At 65.7% G+C, this 20,151-nt stretch carries 20 protein-coding genes; 4 read left to right on the top strand and 16 right to left on the bottom strand.

What is annotated here, in order from left to right; all coding sequences use genetic code 11:
- Position 1: 1 nt before the first annotated feature.
- The 4 genes from can to KHP16_RS00200 form a co-directional block, all read right to left on the bottom strand.
- Positions 2-673 carry a carbonate dehydratase gene (can, locus tag KHP16_RS00215; protein ID WP_109582361.1) on the bottom strand — a complete coding sequence of 224 codons (672 nt, stop codon included), beginning with the start codon at positions 671-673 and terminating at the stop codon, positions 2-4.
- A complete protein-coding gene (gene aceK, locus KHP16_RS00210; protein WP_115953913.1) occupies positions 670-2,523 on the bottom strand; it encodes a bifunctional isocitrate dehydrogenase kinase/phosphatase in 1,854 nt (617 codons plus the stop codon). The genes can and aceK overlap by 4 nt, the downstream gene beginning before the upstream one ends.
- Positions 2,524-2,601: 78 nt before the next feature.
- Positions 2,602-3,783: an isovaleryl-CoA dehydrogenase gene (locus tag KHP16_RS00205; RefSeq protein ID WP_211959402.1), complete on the bottom strand. Its 1,182-nt coding sequence runs from the start codon at positions 3,781-3,783 to the stop codon at positions 2,602-2,604.
- A 96-nt stretch (positions 3,784-3,879) separates the two neighbouring features.
- On the bottom strand, positions 3,880-4,293 hold the full coding sequence (locus tag KHP16_RS00200) for a MerR family transcriptional regulator (RefSeq protein WP_109582364.1): 414 nt from the start codon (positions 4,291-4,293) through the stop codon (positions 3,880-3,882).
- A 146-nt stretch (positions 4,294-4,439) separates the two neighbouring features.
- Between KHP16_RS00200 and KHP16_RS00195 the strand changes: the two genes are divergently transcribed.
- Positions 4,440-5,516, top strand: coding sequence for an MBL fold metallo-hydrolase (locus tag KHP16_RS00195; protein WP_115953916.1), 1,077 nt, complete (start codon positions 4,440-4,442; stop codon positions 5,514-5,516).
- A gap of 18 nt (positions 5,517-5,534) precedes the next feature.
- On the opposite strand, the gene KHP16_RS00190 is transcribed toward KHP16_RS00195, so the two are convergent.
- The 5 genes from KHP16_RS00190 to argS form a co-directional block, all read right to left on the bottom strand.
- Positions 5,535-6,380, bottom strand: a complete 846-nt coding sequence (locus KHP16_RS00190) for a helical backbone metal receptor (protein WP_109582366.1) — start codon at positions 6,378-6,380, stop codon at positions 5,535-5,537.
- Complete coding sequence (locus tag KHP16_RS00185) at positions 6,377-7,174, bottom strand: SDR family oxidoreductase (protein ID WP_115953918.1); 798 nt, start codon at positions 7,172-7,174, stop codon at positions 6,377-6,379. The genes KHP16_RS00190 and KHP16_RS00185 overlap by 4 nt, the downstream gene beginning before the upstream one ends.
- Positions 7,175-7,265: 91 nt before the next feature.
- Positions 7,266-7,904: a thiol:disulfide interchange protein DsbA/DsbL gene (locus tag KHP16_RS00180; protein WP_109582368.1), complete on the bottom strand. Its 639-nt coding sequence runs from the start codon at positions 7,902-7,904 to the stop codon at positions 7,266-7,268.
- 93 nt (positions 7,905-7,997) lie between these two features.
- Positions 7,998-8,753: an SPOR domain-containing protein gene (locus tag KHP16_RS00175; RefSeq protein WP_109582369.1), complete on the bottom strand. Its 756-nt coding sequence runs from the start codon at positions 8,751-8,753 to the stop codon at positions 7,998-8,000.
- A 119-nt stretch (positions 8,754-8,872) separates the two neighbouring features.
- A complete protein-coding gene (gene argS / locus KHP16_RS00170; protein WP_109582370.1) occupies positions 8,873-10,678 on the bottom strand; it encodes an arginine--tRNA ligase in 1,806 nt (601 codons plus the stop codon).
- Between the two features lie 186 nt (positions 10,679-10,864).
- Between argS and KHP16_RS00165 the strand changes: the two genes are divergently transcribed.
- A complete protein-coding gene (locus tag KHP16_RS00165; RefSeq protein ID WP_109582812.1) occupies positions 10,865-11,179 on the top strand; it encodes a DUF1840 domain-containing protein in 315 nt (104 codons plus the stop codon).
- Positions 11,180-11,358: 179 nt separating this feature from the next.
- On the opposite strand, the gene KHP16_RS00160 is transcribed toward KHP16_RS00165, so the two are convergent.
- Together KHP16_RS00160 and KHP16_RS00155 are read right to left on the bottom strand one after the other, a co-directional pair.
- Positions 11,359-11,787, bottom strand: a complete 429-nt coding sequence (locus KHP16_RS00160; protein ID WP_109582371.1) for a DUF883 family protein — start codon at positions 11,785-11,787, stop codon at positions 11,359-11,361.
- Between the two features lie 81 nt (positions 11,788-11,868).
- Complete coding sequence (locus KHP16_RS00155; RefSeq protein WP_109582372.1) at positions 11,869-12,033, bottom strand: DUF1328 domain-containing protein; 165 nt, start codon at positions 12,031-12,033, stop codon at positions 11,869-11,871.
- Between the two features lie 274 nt (positions 12,034-12,307).
- Between KHP16_RS00155 and KHP16_RS00150 the strand changes: the two genes are divergently transcribed.
- Positions 12,308-13,699, top strand: coding sequence for a CHASE3 domain-containing protein (locus KHP16_RS00150; RefSeq protein ID WP_109582813.1), 1,392 nt, complete (start codon positions 12,308-12,310; stop codon positions 13,697-13,699).
- Between the two features lie 57 nt (positions 13,700-13,756).
- Here KHP16_RS00150 and KHP16_RS00145 read toward each other — a convergent pair whose 3' ends face one another.
- The 5 genes from KHP16_RS00145 to KHP16_RS00125 all read right to left on the bottom strand — a co-directional run bounded on the left by KHP16_RS00145 (position 13,757) and on the right by KHP16_RS00125 (position 19,575).
- A complete protein-coding gene (locus tag KHP16_RS00145; protein WP_109582373.1) occupies positions 13,757-14,164 on the bottom strand; it encodes a response regulator in 408 nt (135 codons plus the stop codon).
- A gap of 61 nt (positions 14,165-14,225) precedes the next feature.
- Positions 14,226-14,858: a response regulator gene (locus KHP16_RS00140; protein WP_109582374.1), complete on the bottom strand. Its 633-nt coding sequence runs from the start codon at positions 14,856-14,858 to the stop codon at positions 14,226-14,228.
- Positions 14,859-15,048: 190 nt separating this feature from the next.
- Positions 15,049-15,444, bottom strand: coding sequence for a hypothetical protein (locus tag KHP16_RS00135; protein ID WP_109582375.1), 396 nt, complete (start codon positions 15,442-15,444; stop codon positions 15,049-15,051).
- A 259-nt stretch (positions 15,445-15,703) separates the two neighbouring features.
- Entirely contained in the window at positions 15,704-18,451 is a 2,748-nt protein-coding gene (gene metH, locus KHP16_RS00130; protein WP_109582376.1) for a methionine synthase, read from the bottom strand.
- Between the two features lie 47 nt (positions 18,452-18,498).
- Positions 18,499-19,575, bottom strand: a complete 1,077-nt coding sequence (locus KHP16_RS00125; protein ID WP_109582377.1) for a homocysteine S-methyltransferase family protein — start codon at positions 19,573-19,575, stop codon at positions 18,499-18,501.
- A gap of 129 nt (positions 19,576-19,704) precedes the next feature.
- Here KHP16_RS00125 and KHP16_RS00120 point away from each other — a divergent pair, with 129 nt between their 5' ends.
- Positions 19,705-20,097: a rhodanese-like domain-containing protein gene (locus tag KHP16_RS00120; protein WP_109582378.1), complete on the top strand. Its 393-nt coding sequence runs from the start codon at positions 19,705-19,707 to the stop codon at positions 20,095-20,097.
- The last annotated feature ends 54 nt before the right edge of the window (positions 20,098-20,151 follow it).

Below are 20,151 nucleotides of genomic sequence, written 5' to 3'. Positions count from 1 at the left end.
GTCAGCGAACCGCCACGTGAGGAGGATCGCCGTACTGGCGATAGACCGCCGAGATCTGTTCGTTGAGCTCGTCGTTGTTGCTGGCGGCCACGCCAAGGTCGCGCAGCAGCCCGTCGGACACGCCGTAGACCCAGCCGTGCACGGTCACCGCCTGGCCGCGCGCCCATGCATCCTGCAGCACGGTGGTCTGGCACAGGTTGTTGACCTGCTCGATGACGTTGAGCTCGCACAGGCGCGTATGCGCGTCTTCCTCGCGCAGCAGCGTGCCCAGATAGGCGTCGTGCTTGTCGGCGACGTCGCGAACATGACGCAGCCAGTTGTCGGCCAGGCCGATACGCTCGCGCTTGAGCGCGACCTTCACGCCGCCGCAGCCATAGTGGCCGACCACGGTGATGTGGCGCACCTTGAGCACCTCGACCGCGAACTGGATCACCGACAGCGCGTTCAGGTCGCTGTGCGAGATCACGTTGGCGATATTGCGGTGGACGAACACTTCGCCCGGGGCCAGGCCGAGAATCTGGTTGGCGGGCACGCGCGAGTCGGAGCAGCCGATCCACAGGTACTCGGGCGCCTGCTGGTTGGCCAGCCGCGTGAAGAACTGCGGGTCTTCCGCATTGACGCGGTCCACCCAGTCACGGTTGTTGCGGAACAGTTGGGCGATCGCGTCACTCATGCCGCTCTCCTTGGCTGCGGTTGCTGTGGATGGGGGTCGCCCAGGCTGCATGGGGCGCCCTGGCCATAGCGTTGGCTGAATCGTTCTTGAGTCTGGTAGGCAAAAAAGTCATAAACATGTCCGGCCAGCAGCCGGTCCTTGTGACCCTGCCACATGGCAGCGTCGAAAAAATCTGGATGATGCCGCATAAATGCGTCGCGCACGCGCGTATCGCCGAGCAGGAACGTGCGAAACGTTTCCGGAAACACGTCGTGCGGGCCCACGCTATACCACGGCTCGCCAGACATCTCCTCTTCCTCGTTGCGCGGCGCCGGCACGCGGCGGAAGTTGCAATCCGTCAGGTATTCCACTTCGTCGTAGTCGTAGAACACCACACGACCGTGCCGCGTCACGCCGAAGTTCTTGTACAGCATGTCGCCCGGAAAGATGTTCGCGGCCATCAGTTCCTTGACCGCATTACCGTATTCGGCGATCCCGTGATCGACCTGCTCATCGGTGCCTTCCTGCAGCCACAGGTTCAGCGGCGTCATGCGGCGCTCGATGTAGACGTGCCGCAGCACCACTTCTTCCCCGCCGTCGCGCGCGCGCTGGTATTCGATCATCGACGGCACTTCGCGTTCCAGTTCGCGCAGCAGCGCCTCGTCGAAGCGCGAGCGCGGAAACGCGACATTCGAATACTCGAGCGTGTCGGCCATGCGGCCCACACGGTCGTGCTGCTTGACCAGCTGGTACTTGTCCCGGACGAGTTCGCGCGTCGTTTCCTTCGGCGCCGGGATGGTATCGCGAATCACCTTGAACACGTACGGATACGATGGCAGCGTGAACACGAGCATGACGAGCCCGCGAATGCCGGGCGCCACGACGAAGCGGTCCGACGAATGCTGCAGATGATGCAGGAAGTCGCGGTAGAAGAGGTTCTTGCCCTGCTTGTGCAAACCCAGCGCGCTATAGATTTCCCCGCGCGGCTTGCGCGGCATCAGGTCGCGCAGGAAGGTCACGTAGGCGGACGGAATCTCCATATCGACCATGAAGTACGCATGCGCGAACGAGAACAGGACGAGGATCTGCGAGGCGCTCAGCAGCACCGTGTCGAGCACCAGCCGGCCCGACTCGCCATGCACGATCGGGATCACGAGCGGATAGGTACGGTCGCCGTTGACCATGCGGCCGACGATGAATGCCGACTTGTTGCGGAAGAACAGCGACGAGAGCGTATGCACCTGGAAATTCGGCGCGATGCGAAATTCGCCGTGATGCGCCTCGATCGCGCGCAGCACGTAGCCAATATCGCGGGACAGGTCCTCGAACGGGACGTCGAGCTGGAAGTTGTGGACGATGCGTTCGAAGCAGGCGGCCATGCCCTCGCGCGAGCCCGGGTAGTAGGCACGGTAGGTCGGCCGGAATGGCGCGAGGCCGGGCGCTTCCTCGTTCTCCAGATACTCGGTGGAGATCGCCGGGCGCAGGAAGATGAAGTCGTTGTTGAAGTACGAACGGTGCAGGATGCGCGTGCAGACCGAATTGAAGAACGTCTCGGCGAGCTCGGGCTGATGATGCCGCGTGAGCAGGCCGATGTAATGCAGCTTGATCTGCTGCCAGATCTCGTCGCCGATCGTCTCCGCGTCGAATTCGTCCACGAGCTGTGCGATCGTCTCGCCCACCCGCGCATGGTAGAACGCGATGCGGTCGCGCTGCAGCCGCTGCAGCGCGTGCCAGTCGCCGGCTTCAAACCGGACCTTTGCGTCCTTGGCCACATCGCGGAACAGCCGGTAATGCCGGTCGAAGCCGTCCAGCATCGCCCGCGCCACGTCATAGGCAATCTGCGAGGAGAGCAGCTTGGGAAAATGCGACATGGCGGCCGGCGTGCGGGTGACGGTGGACGAAATTGTAATGGGGTTTCCGGGCTTACATCCGTTGGCGACGCCCGGGGGTCACATCGTCTCGGCGAACAGTTCGCGGCCGATCAGCATGCGGCGGATCTCGGACGTGCCCGCGCCGATCTCGTACAGCTTGGCGTCGCGCCACAGGCGCCCGGCCGGATACTCGTTGATGTAGCCATTGCCGCCCAGGATCTGCACCGTTTCCCCGGCCATCCAAGTCGCTTTTTCGGCGGTGTAGAGGATGACGGCCGCGCAGTCCTTGCGGACCTGGCGCACGTGGTCCGTGCCCAGCGCATCGAGGTTCTTGCCCACGGTGTACAGGTAGCTGCGCGCGGCCTGCAGCGTCGTGTACATGTCGGCGACCTTGCCCTGGATCAGCTGGAATTCGCCGATGCTCTGGCCGAACTGCTTGCGGTCGTGGATATAGGGGGTGACCACGTCCATGCACGCCTGCATGATGCCGACCGGACCGCCCGACAGCACGGCGCGTTCGTAGTCGAGCCCGCTCATGAGCACCTTCGCGCCGCTGTTTTCGGCGCCGAGCATGTTCTCCACGGGCACCTCGACGTCCTGGAATACGAGTTCCCCCGTGTGCGAGCCGCGCATGCCGAGCTTGTCGAGCTTCTGCGCGACAGAGAACCCCTTCATGCCCTTCTCGACGATGAACGCGGTCATGCCGCGCGCGCCGAGGTCCGGTTCGGTCTTCGCGTACACGACGAGCACGTCGCAGTCGGGCCCGTTCGTGATCCACATCTTGGTGCCGTTGAGCACGTAGCGATCGCCCTTGAAGTCCGCGCGCAGCTTCATGCTGACGACGTCAGAGCCGGCGTTGGGCTCGCTCATCGCGAGCGCGCCGATCCACTCGCCGGAAACCAGCTTCGGCAGGTACTTCGCCTTCTGCGCGGCCGTGCCGTTACGATGAATCTGGTTCACGCACAGGTTCGAATGCGCGCCGTAGGAGAGTCCCACGGACGCCGAGGCGCGGCTGATCTCCTCCATGGCGATCATGTGGGCGAGGTAGCCCATGTTGGCGCCGCCATACTCCTCCGCCACGGTGATACCGAGCACACCGAGGTCGCCCATCTTCCTCCATGCGTCCATCGGAAAATGGTCCGTGCGGTCGATCTCGCCGGCGCGAGGCGCCAGTTCGGCCTGTGCCCAATCGCGCACGGCGCCGCGCAGCATCTCGATATCCTCGCCAAGATCGAATCTCAGGCCTGGCAGTTCGGTCATCTGGGTCTCCTTGTCTTTCGCGTGGTTCCGGTCGTTGTCCGCTATTCTATTTACGTTTACGTAAACGTCAATTGCGGCGATCCCGATGCGTGGGTCTTACGCGGCACTCTCCTGCCTGCCGGCAAGCAGCGTCCGGCACTGGCGCTCATGCGCATCGATCTCCGCCAGTTGCGCCTGGAGGTCTTCCATCTGGCGTTCGAGCGTTTCCCGGTGCTGGGCCAGCGCATGCAGGAAGCGTTCAAGCTGCGGCGCGGTGTCCCGCGGCGACTCGTAGAGATCGAGGATCTCCTTGATTTCATTGAGAGTCAGTCCGAGCCGCTTGCCGCGGAGCGTGAGCTTGAGCCGCGTCCGCTCGCGCCCGTTGTAGACACGCTTGCGGCCCCCGGGCCCCTGGCGCTCGGGCGACAGCAGACCCTGGTCCTCGTAGAAGCGGATCGCGCGCGGCGTCACGTCGAACTCGCGCGCGAGGTCGGTAATCGTATAGGTGGCGGAAGAGGACTGAGCCGGCATGGGTGCGTGATATCGGTTCGTTGGATCGGTCGTTGTGTCGTCAAGTTTTCGACTACCATGGGGCAGACAAGCGCCCGAATTGACGTTAACGTTAGCGTCAAGTCTATCCACTGACAATGACCCAAGAGCGCACTCTGAGACTTTCCATGAACGCCCTCGAACATCAGCTCCAATATCCCTTCGGCGACACCCTGCCCGAACCCGGCACCCGGCAGGAGGTCGCGCCCGGCATCTACTGGCTGCGCATGCCGCTGCCGTTCGCGCTCGACCACATCAACCTGTGGCTCGTGCGGGACCGGCTCGATGGCCAGGAAGGCTGGACCATCATCGATTGCGGCATCACGAACGACACCATCCAGGCGCACTGGGAAACCATTTTCGCGCGGCACCTCGACGGCCTGCCCGTGCTGCGCGTGCTCGTCACGCATTGCCATCCGGACCACGTCGGCCTCGCGCACTGGCTATGCAAGCGCTGGAACGTGCGGCTGTGGATGAGCCTCGGCGACTATATGACCGCGCGTGTCATGAACAGCGGCACCGGCGCGGGCTCCAATGCCGGCGGCGATTTTGCGGCGAGCCACTTCGAGCGCCACGGCCTGACCGATCCGGACCTGCTCGAGAAGCTGCGCGCGCGCAAGAGCTACTACCCATCGCTCGTGCCCGATCTGCCGGGCCAGTACCGCCGGCTGATGGACGGCGACGTCGTGAAGCTCGGCAACGACACCCAGCGCGCGGAATGGCGCGTGATCACGGGCTTCGGCCATGCGCCCGAACACGTGGCGCTCTACAACGCCACGACGAACGTGCTGATCTCGGGCGATATGGTGCTGCCCCGCATCTCGACCAACGTGAGCGTGTTCGACATGGAGCCCGAGGCGAATTCGCTACAGCTCTACCTCGATTCGCTGGGCAAGTACGAAGGCCTGCCCGACGACGTGCTGATCCTGCCGTCGCATGGCCGCCCGTTCCGCAATCTCCATACGCGGCTGCGGCAATTGCACGACCACCACGTCGATCGCCTGGCCGAAACCCTTGCCGCGTGCGCGGAGAAACCGTGCAACGCGCACGATATCGTCGGCGTGATCTTCCGCCGCCAGTTCGATATCCACCAGCTCACGTTCGCGATGGGCGAGGCGCTCGCTCACCTGCATGCGTTGTGGCATCGCGGACAGCTGGTGCGCGAACTCGGCGACGACGGCATCTTCCGCTTCCGGGCGGCTTAGCCTGTCGCTTAGCCTGTCCTAGAACCCTTCCCGCGCGAGGCCGGCCAGATAGCGCAGGCCGGCCACCGCGCGGCTGCCGTACCACGACAGCATCTCGCCATCCACGAGCAGCACGGGCACACCGAGCTGGCGCTCCATCGCATCCACATGGGTCTCGGTGAAGCGATACGGCTCGGTCGATAGCAGCACGGCATCGAGCTCGCGCACGAGCGCGTCGCTCCAGCGGAACGTCGGATACCGCTCGCCGGTCGCGTTCGGTCGGCTGCAATCGCCATCGACGCAGGCCTCGGGCGTCTCCGCGGGCCATGTCTCCCAGTTCACGCGCGCGAGCATGCGGCTGATGTACGTGCCGCGGGATACCGTCATCCACGGATCCTGCCAGATCGCGTAGAGGACGCGCCGCGCGGGCCATGCGGTGCGGCCGATCGCGTCGAGTTCGGTCTCCAGCGACGTGACCAGCGCGTCGGCCTGCGGCTCGCGTCCGAAGATCGCGCCGAGCAGCCGGTACAGCGGCACGTTGTCCTCCGGCGCGCACGGATGGGTCACGATGACGTGCGGCACGAAGGTGCGAATCTCGTCCACCGTTTCACGCCGGTTCTCGTCGATATTGACGATGACATGCGTCGGCGCGAGCGCGCGCAGCTTGTCGATCCGCACGTCCTTTGTCCCGCCGACCTTCGGCACCGCGCGCACGTCCGGTTCCGGATGGATGCAGAAGCCCGTGCGCGCGACGAGCCGGTCGCCGAGGCCGAGGGTGAACAGCAACTCGGTGATCGACGGCACGAGGGAGGCGATTCGCGCATCGCCGCCGGCCACCGCATGCACGTGGCCCAAGGCATCCGTGCGAGCAGGCGCGTGATTCAATGCGATCGCTCCTGCCGCGGCTTGCGCGGCGCGTTCGCGAACAACCGGTCGTACAGCCACCGCGGCATGACGTGCAGCACGGCGGCGACGATGCCCATCTGCCACGGCAGCACGCGATAGCGCCGTCCCGCGGCGATCACGCGCACGGCCTTGCGCGCGAAACGGTCGGCATCCATCAGGAACGGCATGCGATACGGGTTGTGCGCCGTCATCGGTGTGCGGATATAGCCGGGCGCGATCGTCACCACGCGGATCGCGTGCGGCTTCTGCTCGAGCCGCAGGGATTCGCACAACTTCACCACGGCCGCCTTGGAGGCGCTGTACGCCCCGCCGCCCGCGAGCCCGCGCACACCGGCGACGCTCGCGATGCCGACTAGCGTGCCGCGCAGGCCGCCAAAACCCGGCGCGCGCGCCTGCATCGCGGGGAGGAACGGCTGGAACGTCGCAAGGGTTCCGTACCAGTTCGTATCCATGACCGACCGGGCCACCTCGAGGTCCTCGGCGGACTCCGCCACCGTGCCGATGGAGATCCCCGCGCTGGCGATCACCACATCGGGACAGCCGACATGAGCGAGGAAGTCAGCCGCCGCGCGGGCCATCGCCTCGGCATCGCGCACGTCGGCGGCATAGACCTGCACCGCGTTGGGATTGGGCAGCGTCCCCGCGAAGTCGCGCAGGGCCGCCTCGTTGCGGCCGACGAGCCCGAGCATCGCGCCCTGCGACGCGTACTCGCGCGCAAGGGCCTGCCCGATGCCGCTGGATGCCCCGGTGAGGAAAACTTTCAGAGGTCGCATCGTTTCACTGTAAGCGCTGGGTCGGCCTGAAGACAAGACGGCCCGGCGCACCTTTCGGCGGGCCGGGCCGGCAGATGACGTTGGCTGGCGATCAGAGCTTCTTGTCGCGCACGCCGGTCACGAGGAAGTCCATCGCCTGGATGGCGGCGCCCTTCGTCCCCGCGATCGAGGGCGAGGTCACGTACTTGCCCTGCACCACGATCGTCGGCACGCCGTCGATCTTGTACGCGTCGGCGATCTTGTTCGCGCGCTGGGCGTTGGTCGTCACCGAGAACGAGTTGTAGGTATCGAGCCACTGCTTGCGGTCGATGCCGTTCTTGGCCATGAAATCGGCGATCTCGTCGGTGCTCAGCATCCGCTTGCGCTCCTTGTGGATCGCCTCGAACACCTTGCCGTGCAGCGCTTCCAGCTTGCCGAGCGCCTCCAGCGTGTAGAAGATCTTCGTGTGGGCCAGCAGGTCGTCGCGGAAGGCGACCGGCACGCGCTTGAACACCACGTCCTTGCCCTGCTTGTGCACCCATGCCTCGAGCTCCGGCTCGAAGTCGTAGCAATGCGGGCAGCCGTACCAGAAGAACTCGGTCACCTCGATCTTGCCGGCCGGCACTGGCTGCGGCGCCTTCAGGACCTGATAATCCTTGCCTTCGGTCGGCGCGGCCTGGGCGGCGGGCGCGGTCATCAGCAGACCGCTCACGGCGGCGATCGTGGCAAACAGGGCGGCGAGTTTCTTCATGGCGGGTTCTGCGTTGGTGGTGTGCGTTGCGTCGTAGGTGTGCGTTTAAGACCAGTCCGGCGGCCTCCGGTTCAACCGGAAGCCCGTCTCTGCTTACTGCTTGGTGAAGCGGATCACCGACGCCTCGAAGCCGGCCGACTGCAGCCGGTCCCGCGCGCGGTTCATGTCCTCGATCCGGTTGAACGGTCCCAGTCGAACGCGGTACATCTTCACGCCGTTGACATCGCGGTCCGTCACCTTGGCCTCGAATCCCTGCATGGCGAGGTTCGCCTTCTGGCGATCGGCATCGTCCTGCGAGCGGAACGCGCCCACCTGCAGCAGGTAGCCCACCTTGTTGGCGTCCGCCTGTGCGATCTCGGCAATCGGGTCGGCCACGGGCTTCTCGGCCGGACGGGCCGCCTGCGGCGGGGGAGAAGCGGGCGTCTGGGGGCGCGACGCGGCGCCACCGGTACCGGTTTCCGGCGGCCGGGTCACGGCGACCGGCGGCTGGGCCGGCGCGGCGGCGCCCGAAGGGGCGGACTCGGGCGGCTGGCCCACCGGCTTGGCCGGCGTCTTGCTCCACAGCGGCTTGTTCGGATCCGTCTGGTCGGCACCCTGCGCGGGCTGTTGCGGCTGGGTCGGCGGCGGCAGCGCGCTCGCGACATTGCCGGGTTCGCTCGGGCGCGGCGCCGCCGTACCGCCATTCGCGTTCTTCTGCTGGAACGGCGCCGGCGACTTGGTAATGTACAAGGCGACCACAACGGCGATGGCCAGGCCGACGATCAGGCCGAGCACGAGGCCCAGAAACGTACCGCCATGTTGACTGTCACGACGGCGGGTGCCCTGGGCACGCTTGGCTTTCTGTTGCATGAAGTCCTCTTCGGTGATGCTCGCGATTATAGGGCCAGTCCGAGACCACGCATGACGGCGGCGATCCGAAAATGCCGCCGCCGCGATCGCACCCGTCACGGCCCCTCACGGTTGGGCGGTCAGGCCGCCTGTTCGCGCTCCATGCGCTGCGGCGCGGAGACGCCGATCACGGCCAGGCCGTTGCGCAGGACCTGGCGGGTCGCGGCCAGCAGCGCCAGGCGGGCGCGCTTGACGGCTTCGTCGTCTACCAGCACGCGGTCGGCGTTGTAGAACGCGTGGAAGTCACCGGCCAGGTCGCGCAGGTAGAAGGCCACGGCGTGCGGCGCAAGCTCGCCCGCAGCCGCGGCCAGCATGTCCGGGAACTCGGCCAGCCTGCGGCCGAGCGCCAGCGCCTGCGGGCTGACGTCCGCGGCGGTCACGGCCGCCAGGTCGGCGCCGGCGAGCTCCGGCAGGCGGGCCGCCCAGTCCGCGCCGCCCCATGCCTCGAAGATCGAGCAGATGCGCGCATGGGCGTACTGGACGTAGTACACCGGGTTCTCGTCGTTCTGCTTCAGCGCCAGGTCCACGTCGAATACGAATTCGGTATCGGCCTTGCGCGACAGCAGGAAGAACCGCACCGCGTCGCGGCCGCGCGTGAACAGCGCCGGCCAGTCGGCCACGCCGGACTCCAGGCAGCCGCGGATCGTGCGGTCGCCGCCGTTGCTCCATTCGATCAGGTCCCGCACGGTCACGTACGAGCCCGCGCGCTTGGAGATCTTCACCTCCTCGCCGTTCTTCATCACGGTGACCATCTTGTGCAGCACGTAGTCGGGATAGCCCTGCGGAATGCCCATGTCCAGCCCCTGCAGACCGGCGCGCACGCGCGCGATGGTGCCGTGGTGGTCGCTGCCCTGCACGTTGATGACCTTGTGGAAGCCGCGCTCCCATTTGGTCGTGTGATAGGCGACGTCGGGCACGAAGTACGTGTACGTGCCGTCCGTCTTCTTCATGACGCGATCCTTGTCGTCGCCGTCGTCGGTCGTGCGCAGCCACAGCGCGCCCTCGTTCTCGTAGGTCTTGCCCTTGGCCACCAGCGTCCGCACGGCGTCTTCGACACGGCCATCGCTGTACAGGGACGACTCGAGGTAGTAGCGGTCGAACTTGACGCCGAACGCCTGCAGGTCGATGTCCTGCTCGTTACGCAGATACGTGACGGCAAACTTGCGGATCGACTCGAGGTCCTCGACGTTGCCCGACGCCGTCACCGGCTCGCCATCGGATGCGCTGACCGTCTTGCCGGCCAGGAAGTCCGCCGCGATGTCGGCGATGTAGTCGCCGTTGTAGGCGGATTCGGGCCAGTTCGCATCGCCCGGCTTGAGGCCGCGCGCGCGCGCCTGCACGGACGTGGCCAGCGTGTGGATCTGCACGCCCGCGTCGTTGTAGTAGAACTCGCGGTGCACGGCCCAGCCCTGCCAGCCCAGCAGGTTGGCCAGCGCGTCGCCAAGGGCCGCCTGGCGGCCGTGGCCGACGTGCAGCGGGCCGGTCGGGTTGGCGGACACGAATTCGACGAGCACCTGGCCGTGCGCGCCGGGGGCCTTGGCGCCGAAGCGGTCGCCTTCCGTCAGCACGGCGCGCAGAACGTCCGCGCGCGCCGCGGCGTTCAGCCGCAGGTTGATGAAGCCGGGTCCGGCGATCTCGAGCTTCTCCACGAGCGCCTGGGCGCGCGGGTCGGCCTCCACGGCGGCGACGATGCGCTGCGCCAGCTCCCGGGGGTTGCTCTTGAGCGCGCGCGCGACCTGCATGGCCACGTTGCAGGCCAGGTCGCCATGGGCGGCGACCTTCGGGCGCTCGAAGGTGACGGCGGGCAGGGCCGCATCGGCCGGGGCGAGCGACCGCACGGCGTCGGTGAACGCGGCGGCAAGAGTGGAGGTCTGAACAGGCAGCATGGTGTCGGGCCCTGGGTCCGCGGCGGCGCCGTCAAGTGAACGGCGCGCCGCGCGACTGAGTATGAATTCGGATAAACGCCGAATTTTATCAGGTGCTATGCTGACATCATGCGGTTGCGAATGCGTGCATCCTGAAGGACACCATGGAAAGCCATGGTTTCCGATGACTCGAAGAAAGGACACATCATGCTGATCACCTTCAAATCCCACGCGGCGCAGGACCTGATCATGATGAAGGACCTCGCCATCACGCTGCTTGGCATCATTGGCAAGCATCTGGGCGAGCGTGGGGTGATCACGACGGAAGAACTGCCGCGCGCGATCCAGAAACTGGAAGCAGCCGTCTCCGACGCGAAGAAGATTCACCCCGCGAACTCGTCGGTGAACGAAGACGACGAGCACGAGGAAGAGCCGCTGCACCTCGGCCAGCGCGCCTATCCGTTCCTCGACATGCTCCGCGCCTCGCAGAAGGAAGGCGCGGACGTGCTCTGGGGCGTTTGACGGATCCCTACGCCCTTCTCGGCCCCGCCATGGCTCCCCTCGGGAGCCGTTTTTCATGCTCCCCTAAAAAAAAGCGCCCGGCACACCGCGAGGTGGCCGGGCCGCCGGATCAGGGATATATCCGGAAAGGGGGGTGCTGCAGGGGTAAAACGGAAAAGCGGAAAAACGGAAGATCCGGTTCAGTCGCTGCGGCGTCCGGCCAGCAGCAAGCCGATGAACGCACCGGCCAGCGCCGCGATACCCAGCGCCTTCAGCGGGGACTCGACCACGCGCTGGCGGCCGACGTCCACCGCGGCGTCGACGTGATCGCGCGCCCAGTGGACACCGTCGTACGTCTGCGCGCGCACGCGGTCCGCAATCTTGTGGGCGCGTTCGCGCAGACGTTCGCCGGCCTGCATGCTTTCGGCCGAGCCTTCGTGCGCGAGCACCTCGATGGTTTGCTGCAACTGCGAGATCAGCGCGCGCACTTCATCGGACACCGGCGACGCGGCGTCGCGGGCGGCATCCCGCGTATCGCGCGCCGAATGCTTGATCTGGCGGACGGTGGCCTGGGCGCTGTCCGCGAGGTGATTCATTTCCTTCCGGATCTTGGGATTCTGCGTAAGCATGTTGGACTCCTTTTTCTCGGATCGGGCGCCTTCAAAACACGATGACCGCCCTCAGGCGGCCATCGTGCCGCTGCGCTTCACCTACCGGCGGCGTACCAGACCCATCACGAAGGTGACGAGCGCCACGACGAGGAAGATAAAGAACAGGATCTTGGCGATTTCCACGGCGCCGGCAGCAATACCGCCGAAGCCGAAGATCGCCGCGATCAGGGCGACAATGAAAAAGACGAGTGCGTAGTGCAGCATGGCCGGTCTCCCGAGGTTAGCGAAGTGCACCGGCTTTCGGCGCCTTCTGCTTGCGCCACGGTGCGCAAGCTCATAGGCTCATCGTAGGGGCCGGGTGCTTCACCAAAAACCGAAACGCCGCCGATTCACATGTCAGCCGAGTCCTACACCGCACCACGCTGCGCGCCGGATGCGGGCAATTGGGGGGCCCGGTACGATTGACCCCGCGCGCATGATGTGATCCTATGGCCGCGCATCAACAAAGGCTTCTTCGGTGTTTTCCGGGTTCAACGACATGGTCAAGCATTCCCTTCTCCTCAGAAACACGCTGCTGCTCGCCGGCGGCATCGTGCTGACGCTGGCCGTCCTCATCGCCTCGGAAACCGGCAACCTCCGCCTGCGCGAAGGCTATACGCAGGCCGTGCGCTCGCAGCAGCTGCAGAGCGATCTCGGCGCGCTCGTGGGCGAACTCGTCAATGCGGAAGCGGGCCAGCGCGGTTTCCTGCTGACGGGCAAGGAAAGCTACCTCGATCCCTATTACGCGGCGCTGCCGCGCATCACGCAGCTGATGCAGCAGATTCGCCAGCATTACGCCGACGATCCGGAAGGCCTGCGTCTGTTCGCGGAGACCTCGCAGTTCGTCACGCGCAAGGTCAACGAGATGGCGCTCACGCTGGTCTACGGCAAGCGCGACGTCGACGTGGCGCTCGACCTCATCCGCACCGACTACGGCAAGCAGACGATGGAGAACGCGCGCCGCGGACTCGAGCATCTGCAGGCGCGCGAATCCGGCACCGTCACGCATAACCTGGAAGCGGCCGAACACGATCTGCAGCTCTCGCGCTACGGCATCGGCCTGCTGACCGCGATCAACATCCTGCTGCTCGTCGCGGTGGGGCTCGGCCATTCGCGCCGCATGGCGATGGCGGAAGCGGCGCGCGTGCAGCTGGAAGAGGAAAGCGCGCGGCTGGACCGCAAGGTGCGCGCGCGCACGCGCCAGCTTTCCGCGCTGGCCGCCCACTTGCAGCGCGTGACCGAAGACGAGAAGACCCGCCTTGCGCGCGAACTGCACGACGAGCTCGGCGCGATCCTTACCGCCATCAAGCTGGACCTGCACTGGGTGCGGCTGCGCGTGCAGGAGACCCATCCCGAAGCGCGCGACAAGATCACCCGCGTGATGCTCCACGTGGACCAGAGCATCCAGATCAAGCGCCGGCTGATCGAGGACCTGCGGCCGACGGTGCTGCTGAACCTGGGCCTGCGCGAGGCAATCGTGCAGACCGTGGAGGACGTAGGCACGCGCAACGAATGGGAGACCACGGTCGATCTGCCGGAAACGGTGCCGCAACTGCGCGACAGCGCGGCCATCGCGCTCTATCGCATCGTGCAGGAGTCGCTCAACAACGCGAGCAAGTATGCGGAAGCGCGGCACGTGGCGGTCAGCCTCGCCTGCACCCCGCAGGCGCTCACGCTGGTGGTGCGCGACGACGGCATAGGCCTGCCGCCCGACTTCGACGCGGGCAGCACGGCCGGCCATCATGGACTGTTGGGGATGGAGCAACGCGTGACGGCGCTCGGCGGCACGATGCATATCGATTCCGCGCCAGGCAAGGGCGTGACGGTGCGTGTGGTGGTGCCGTTGACGACGACGGTGCTGGCGCCGCCCGAGGAGGAAGTCGAGGCGTGAGGGTCGAGGCCCGGGGCCTCTTTCCTACTCCCTGTTTTCCCTTCCGGGGCTCAGCGGTTACTGCGGAGAGGTGGCGTAGTCCTCGATGACGCGGAACACCTGTTCCAGCTCGAGCGACTTGTCAAAGAAGTAGTCGGCACCGGCCTCGCTGCACTGGCGGCGATACATCGAGACCTGCGCGTGGTTGGTGTAGACAATGCGGATGCCGGGCAACGCGGCTTTCTGCATTTCCCGCAGCACATTGATGCCGTTGCCCTGCCGGAGCTGCAGGTCGCAGATCACGACGTGATAGTTGCCCTCGCTCGCTAGCCGGATCGCCGTGCTTTCGGTATCGGCCCAGTCCACGCTCTCCACGAACGGAAACGCATCGAGGTACTCCAGCAACATGCCGCGCAGCACCGGCGAGTCCTCGATCAGGAGGACTCGCAGCAATCGGTGCGAAGAGGCCGCGGCTTGCTCCGGCATGGCTCTGGGGTTCGGGTACGGACTAGGCGATGGGCGTGGGTGCGATGAGGGTTGGCGCGGCTTACTCGACCAGGCCGTTCTTGATGGCGTAGTAGGTCAGGTCGGCATTGGTCTTCATGCCCATCTTCTCCAGGATGCGGGAGCGGTAAGTACTGACGGTCTTCACGCTCAGGAACAGTTCATCGGCAATGACGGAGACGGACTGGCCGCGCGAGAGTTTGCAGAAGATCTGGAACTCGCGCTCGGACAGCGTCTGGTGGACCGGTTGCTCGGTCGGCTTGTCGAGGCCGCCGATCAGCAGGTCGGCGACCGTGGCGCTCACATACCGGCGGCCCTGCGCCACGGTGCGAATCGCCTTGACGAGGTCGTCGGGCGCGCTTTCCTTGGTGAGGTAGCCTGAAGCCCCGGCGCGGATCAGGTTGATCGCGTACTGGTCTTCGGGGTAGGTGGACAGAATGAGTACCGGCAGATTGGGCAGACGTTGCCGAATCAGCTTGAGCACATCGATGCCGTTGCGGTCCGGCATGGAAATATCGAGCACGAGGACATCGAACTCGCTGTCGCGCAACTGCGCCATCACTTCATCGCCGCTCGCGGCTTCGCCCGTCACTTTGATGTCAGGCTCTTCGGAAATGAACTGGCGCAAACCCGCGCGCACGATCTCATGATCATCGGCGATCAAGACGCGGATCATCGGTGTCTCTCCACGGTAAAGGGGCAGCCCGGTGCGCTAGGCGGAACGGGCCGGTTTCTTGCATTGTAGTGCGGAGGCCTGCGCAAGGATGTCGGTGTCAGGCTGACATGACATGCAGGATTTACATGGGCTTGCGGGCGTAAAAAAGGGCGCCCGAAGGCGCCCTTGCTGGGGGATGGCGGTCTGCCGGTTACTGGATCTTGCTGCCGGCGTCCGTGCTGCCGCCCGTCACCGCGCTGGTGCCGAGGCTGGCCTCGGTGCCCTTCTTCGACTTGGCGCCCTTCGTTTCCCTGGTTTCCTTGCCGGCATGCTTGCCATGCTTGGCGCCCGTCTTGCTCTCTGCCTTCGTGTCTGCCTTGGCGTCCGCGCCGGTATCGGCCGCGCCCGGCGTGGCGACGCTCGCGCCTCCACCGGCCTGCGCTCCCGCTGACGTACCCGCGGTACCCGAGGACGTACCGGCCGCGGCCGGTGCCGTCAGGCCAGCGCCGGCCTGCGTGCCGGCGGACACGCCGGTGCCTTGTGCCATGGCGAGCGACGAGGCGGCGGCAATCGAGAGAGCGGACAGGGAGATCAGCAGCTTTTTCATGGGAGAGACTCCTTTCAGATGCACCGAGGCGAAACATTCGCCGCGGCATTCACGCGATGTCACGTGAACTGAGGCTCAGTCTATGGAGTCCGTCCCGCACCGTCTGTGAGCACTTGTGATGCCCTGTAAGCAGCGGTAAGCAGGATATTGCGGGAAAGCGGTGCCTTTCCCACGCCCTTCCCCACACCCTTCCCCACACACTCCCCGGCGCGCGCGTACCGGAAGGGGTACGGCGCGCGCGCCGGGCGTTGACATGCCGTTACAGGTTCGGCGCGAGCGCGCGCTCCATCGCCGCGCGGTCTTCGCCGCGGCGCACGGCCATGTCCTCGAGCTGATCGGTGCCGATCTTGCCCACACTGAAGTACGTCGCATCGGGATGCGACAGATAGAAGCCGCTCACCGACGCCGCCGGCGTCATCGCCAGCGCCTCGGTGATCCCCATGCCGATATCGGCGGCATCGAGGTACGCGAACATCGGTCCCTTCACCGTATGCTCGGGGCAGGCCGGATAGCCAGGTGCGGGACGAATGCCGCGATACGCTTCCTCGATCAGTTGATCGTTGTTCAGCGACTCGGCGGCGTCGTAGCCCCAAAGGTCCGTACGCACGCGCTGGTGCAGGCATTCGGCAAACGCCTCCGCCAGCCGGTCGGCCAGCGCTTTGAGCATGATCGCGCTGTAGTCGTCGTGGTCGGCCTCGAATTGCTTCTCCTTCTTCTCGACGCCCAGGCCGGCCGTCACCGCGAACAGGCCGATGTAGTCGGCGATGCCGCTCTCCTTCGGCGCGATGAAGTCCGCGAGCGAACGGTTCGGCCGGCGCACGCCATCGACGACGGGACGCTCGCTCTGCTGACGCAGGTTGTGCCACGTCAGCGCGACCTTGGTGCGCGACTCGTCGGTATAGATCTCGATGTCGTCGTCGTTGACCGTATTGGCGGGCAGGAGCGCGATCACGCCGTTGGCGCTGAGCCAGCGGCCCTGGATCAGACGGGCAAGCATGCTCTTGCCGTCCGAGAAGACGCGCCGCGCGGACTCGCCGACGATCTCGTCGTTGAGGATGTCCGGGAATTTGCCGGCGAGGTCCCACGTCTGGAAGAACGGGCCCCAGTCGATGAACTGCGCCAGTTCGTTCAGATCGTAATTGCGGAACACGCGGCGGCCGATGAACTTCGGCTTCGGCGGCACGTAGGTGCTCCAGTCGATCTTCGTCTTGTTCTCGCGCGCCTGCGCGAGCGTGACCATCGGCGTCGCCTTGCGGCCCGCGTGCTGCGTGCGGATGCGGTCGTAGTCGCTCTTGAGTTCGTCGAGGTACTTTGCCGCGCCTTCATCGGACAGCAGGCTCGACGCCACGCTCACCGAACGCGAGGCGTCCGGCACGTACACCACGGGACCTTCGTAGTTCGGCGCGATCTTGACGGCGGTATGCACGCGCGACGTCGTGGCGCCGCCGATCAGCAGCGGAATCTTCTTGAGGCGGAAATAGTCGTCGCGCTGCATCTCCGACGCGACGTAGGCCATCTCCTCGAGCGACGGCGTGATCAGGCCGGACAGGCCCACGATGTCCGCGCCCTCGACCTTGGCCCGCGCCAGGATCTCGTTGCACGGGACCATCACGCCCATGTTGACCACTTCGAAGTTATTGCACTGGAGCACCACCGACACGATGTTCTTGCCGATGTCGTGCACATCGCCCTTGACGGTCGCGATCACGATCTTGCCGCGCGCGCGCACGTCGCCGCCGGCCTCGGCCAGCAGACGCTTTTCTTCCTCGATGAACGGCAGCAGATGCGCGACGGCCTGCTTCATCACGCGCGCGCTCTTGACCACCTGCGGCAGGAACATCTTGCCCGCGCCGAACAGGTCGCCGACGACGTTCATGCCGTCCATCAGCGGCCCTTCGATGACCTCGATCGGACGGCCGCCGCGCGCGGCGATCATCACGCGCGCTTCCTCGGTGTCCTCGACGATGAAGTTGGTAATGCCATGCACCAGCGCATGCGCCAGGCGGTCGCCCACCGACACGGGCGCCTCGGGTGTGCCGCGCCAGGCGAGGTTTTCTTCCTTCTTCGCGGCGCCGCCCTTGAAGCGGTCCGCGATCTCGAGCAGACGGTCCGTCGCGTCGTCGCGGCGGTTCAGCACCACGTCTTCCACGCGCTCGCGCAGTTCGGGGTCCAGCTGGTCGTACACGCCGAGCTGGCCCGCGTTGACGATGCCCATGTCCATGCCCGCGGCAATCGCGTGGTACAGGAACACCGTGTGGATCGCCTCGCGCACCGTGTCGTTGCCGCGGAACGAGAACGACACGTTGGACACGCCGCCGCTCACCTTCGCGTACGGCAGGTTCTGCTTGATCCAGCGCGTGGCCTCGATGAAGTCCACGGCGTAGTTGTTGTGCTCCTCGATCCCGGTGGCCACCGCGAAGATGTTCGGATCGAAGATGATGTCTTCCGGCGGGAAGCCGATCTCGTTGACGAGCAGGTCGTAACTGCGCTTGCAGATTTCGGTCTTGCGCTCGAAGGTATCGGCCTGGCCTTTCTCGTCGAATGCCATGATCACCGATGCCGCGCCATAGCGGCGGATCAGGTTCGCGTGATGGCGGAACTGCTCCTCGCCTTCCTTGAGCGAGATCGAGTTGACCACGGGCTTGCCCTGCACGCATTGCAGGCCCGCCTCGATAACTTCCCACTTGGACGAGTCGATCATGATCGGCACGCGCGCGATATCGGGCTCCGACGCGATCAGGTTCAGGAACCTGACCATCGCGGCCTTCGAGTCGAGCATCGCCTCGTCCATGTTGATGTCGATGATCTGCGCGCCGTTCTCCACCTGCTGCCGCGCGACGGCCAGTGCTTCGTCGAACTGGCCCGCGAGAATCATGCGCGCGAACGCCTTCGACCCCGTGACGTTGGTCCGTTCGCCCACGTTGACGAAGAGCGTGCCTTCGTCGATCGTGAACGGCTCGAGGCCGGACAGGCGCATCGGGCGCGGGGGCAGGTTTTGCTGGCTCATGGCGAATGCTTTTGTTTTGACGCGATTTGTTAGGACGGGGCGCGGGATCAGGCGGCGTCGCGATAGTGGCCGGGCCACGCGCGCGGGGCCTTGTCGGCAACCCGCTTCGCGATGGCGGCGATATGCTCGGGCGTGGTGCCGCAGCATCCGCCCACCAGGTTCACGAGGCCCGAGGCCGCGAACTCCTCGACCAGCGACGACGTGACCTCCGGGGTTTCGTCGAAGCCTGTGTCGCTCATCGGGTTGGGCAGGCCAGCATTCGGGTAGCAGGAGATGGGCACATCGCAGACCTTGGCGAGCTCGGCCACGTAGGGGCGCATCAGCGTGGCGCCCAGCGCGCAGTTGAGGCCGAACGTCACGGGGCGCGCATGGCGCAGGCTGTTCCAGAACGCCTCCACGGTCTGGCCGGAGAGAATGCGGCCCGATGCGTCCGTGACGGTGCCCGAGATCATCACGGGCACGCGCTCGCCGGTGTCCTCGAACAGCTGGTCGATCGCGAACAGCGCCGCCTTGGCATTGAGCGTGTCGAAGATGGTCTCGACGAGGAACACGTCGGCACCGCCCTCGAGCAGCGCCTTGCCCTGCTCGTAGTACGACGCGCGCAATTCCTCGAAATCGACGTTGCGCGCGCCGGGGTCGTTCACGTCCGGCGAGATGCTCGCGGTCTTCGGCGTGGGACCGAACGCGCCTGCGACGAAGCGCGGCTTGTCGGGCGTCGAATATTTGTCGCACGCGGCGCGGGCAAGGCGCGCGGCCTCGACGTTCATCTCGTACGCCAGGTCGGCCATCTTGTAGTCTTCCTGCGCGACGCGCGTCGCACCGAAGGTATTCGTCTCGATGATGTCGGCGCCGGCCGCGAGATACTGCTCGTGGATTTCGCTGATGACCTGCGGGCGCGTGAGCAGCAGCAGCTCGTTGTTGCCCTTGACGTCGATGTGGTGGTCAACGAAGCGCGCGCCGCGATAATCGGCTTCCGACAGCTTGTAGCGCTGGATCATGGTGCCCATCGCGCCATCGAGAATCAGGATGCGCTCGCGCAGCAGTTGCGGCAGGCGGGCGCCACGCGTGTAAGGACGCGTGTCTGGGCGCGTGTCGGGTTGGACAGCTTGGATGTCGGCACTCATGTCGGAGCTCGGTTCGGTTCGATGCGGCAAGACCGCGATTTTACCAGTTGCGTCAATGGTTTGCGGTTGCGGACCGCGGGGCGTCGGCACTACACTGGGAGCCCTATCCGCCGCACGTCGTCCGCCCGCATGCAACCGCTGATTCCCACCGACGCCCGACAATTGCTCGACCGCGAGCCCGATGCGCTGTTCATCGACTGCCGCAGCGAGATGGAATACCTGTTTGTCGGCCATCCCAAGGGCGCCCACAACGTGCCGTGGAACGACGGCCCGGACTGGGAGGTCAACCCGCACTTCGTGCAGAACGTGAAGAAGCTCGCCGGCCATGTTTCGGCGCGGCCCGTCCTGCTGATCTGCCGCAGCGGCAACCGCTCCACCGCCGCGGCGCGCGCGCTCGAAGGCGCGGGCTTCGTCACCGTCTACTACGTCCAGCACGGTTTCGAGGGCGACCTCGATACCGACCGGCATCGCAACACGGTCAACGGCTGGCGCCACGACGGGCTACCGTGGGAACAGTACTGATGAAGAACGCCCAATGAAAAACGCCCGCTAAGCGGGCGGTTTTTCCATACTGCT

This window comes from Cupriavidus plantarum (assembly GCF_905397285.1).
In the GTDB taxonomy this organism is placed as follows: Bacteria; Pseudomonadota; Gammaproteobacteria; order Burkholderiales; family Burkholderiaceae; genus Cupriavidus; species Cupriavidus plantarum.
Note: the sequence above shows the minus strand (reverse complement) of the source record. Positions and strands in the feature narration are given on the sequence as shown.

Coding starts and splice junctions, on each gene's coding strand:
- can (WP_109582361.1), bottom strand. CDS start 673: ATGAGTGACGCGATCGCCCAACTGTTCCGCAACAACCGTGACTGGGTG.
- aceK (WP_115953913.1), bottom strand. CDS start 2,523: ATGTCGCATTTTCCCAAGCTGCTCTCCTCGCAGATTGCCTATGACGTG.
- KHP16_RS00205 (WP_211959402.1), bottom strand. CDS start 3,783: ATGACCGAACTGCCAGGCCTGAGATTCGATCTTGGCGAGGATATCGAG.
- KHP16_RS00200 (WP_109582364.1), bottom strand. CDS start 4,293: ATGCCGGCTCAGTCCTCTTCCGCCACCTATACGATTACCGACCTCGCG.
- KHP16_RS00195 (WP_115953916.1), top strand. CDS start 4,440: ATGAACGCCCTCGAACATCAGCTCCAATATCCCTTCGGCGACACCCTG.
- KHP16_RS00185 (WP_115953918.1), bottom strand. CDS start 7,174: ATGCGACCTCTGAAAGTTTTCCTCACCGGGGCATCCAGCGGCATCGGG.
- KHP16_RS00180 (WP_109582368.1), bottom strand. CDS start 7,904: ATGAAGAAACTCGCCGCCCTGTTTGCCACGATCGCCGCCGTGAGCGGT.
- KHP16_RS00175 (WP_109582369.1), bottom strand. CDS start 8,753: ATGCAACAGAAAGCCAAGCGTGCCCAGGGCACCCGCCGTCGTGACAGT.
- argS (WP_109582370.1), bottom strand. CDS start 10,678: ATGCTGCCTGTTCAGACCTCCACTCTTGCCGCCGCGTTCACCGACGCC.
- KHP16_RS00165 (WP_109582812.1), top strand. CDS start 10,865: ATGCTGATCACCTTCAAATCCCACGCGGCGCAGGACCTGATCATGATG.
- KHP16_RS00160 (WP_109582371.1), bottom strand. CDS start 11,787: ATGCTTACGCAGAATCCCAAGATCCGGAAGGAAATGAATCACCTCGCG.
- KHP16_RS00155 (WP_109582372.1), bottom strand. CDS start 12,033: ATGCTGCACTACGCACTCGTCTTTTTCATTGTCGCCCTGATCGCGGCG.
- KHP16_RS00150 (WP_109582813.1), top strand. CDS start 12,308: ATGGTCAAGCATTCCCTTCTCCTCAGAAACACGCTGCTGCTCGCCGGC.
- KHP16_RS00145 (WP_109582373.1), bottom strand. CDS start 14,164: ATGCCGGAGCAAGCCGCGGCCTCTTCGCACCGATTGCTGCGAGTCCTC.
- KHP16_RS00140 (WP_109582374.1), bottom strand. CDS start 14,858: ATGATCCGCGTCTTGATCGCCGATGATCATGAGATCGTGCGCGCGGGT.
- KHP16_RS00135 (WP_109582375.1), bottom strand. CDS start 15,444: ATGAAAAAGCTGCTGATCTCCCTGTCCGCTCTCTCGATTGCCGCCGCC.
- metH (WP_109582376.1), bottom strand. CDS start 18,451: ATGAGCCAGCAAAACCTGCCCCCGCGCCCGATGCGCCTGTCCGGCCTC.
- KHP16_RS00125 (WP_109582377.1), bottom strand. CDS start 19,575: ATGAGTGCCGACATCCAAGCTGTCCAACCCGACACGCGCCCAGACACG.
- KHP16_RS00120 (WP_109582378.1), top strand. CDS start 19,705: ATGCAACCGCTGATTCCCACCGACGCCCGACAATTGCTCGACCGCGAG.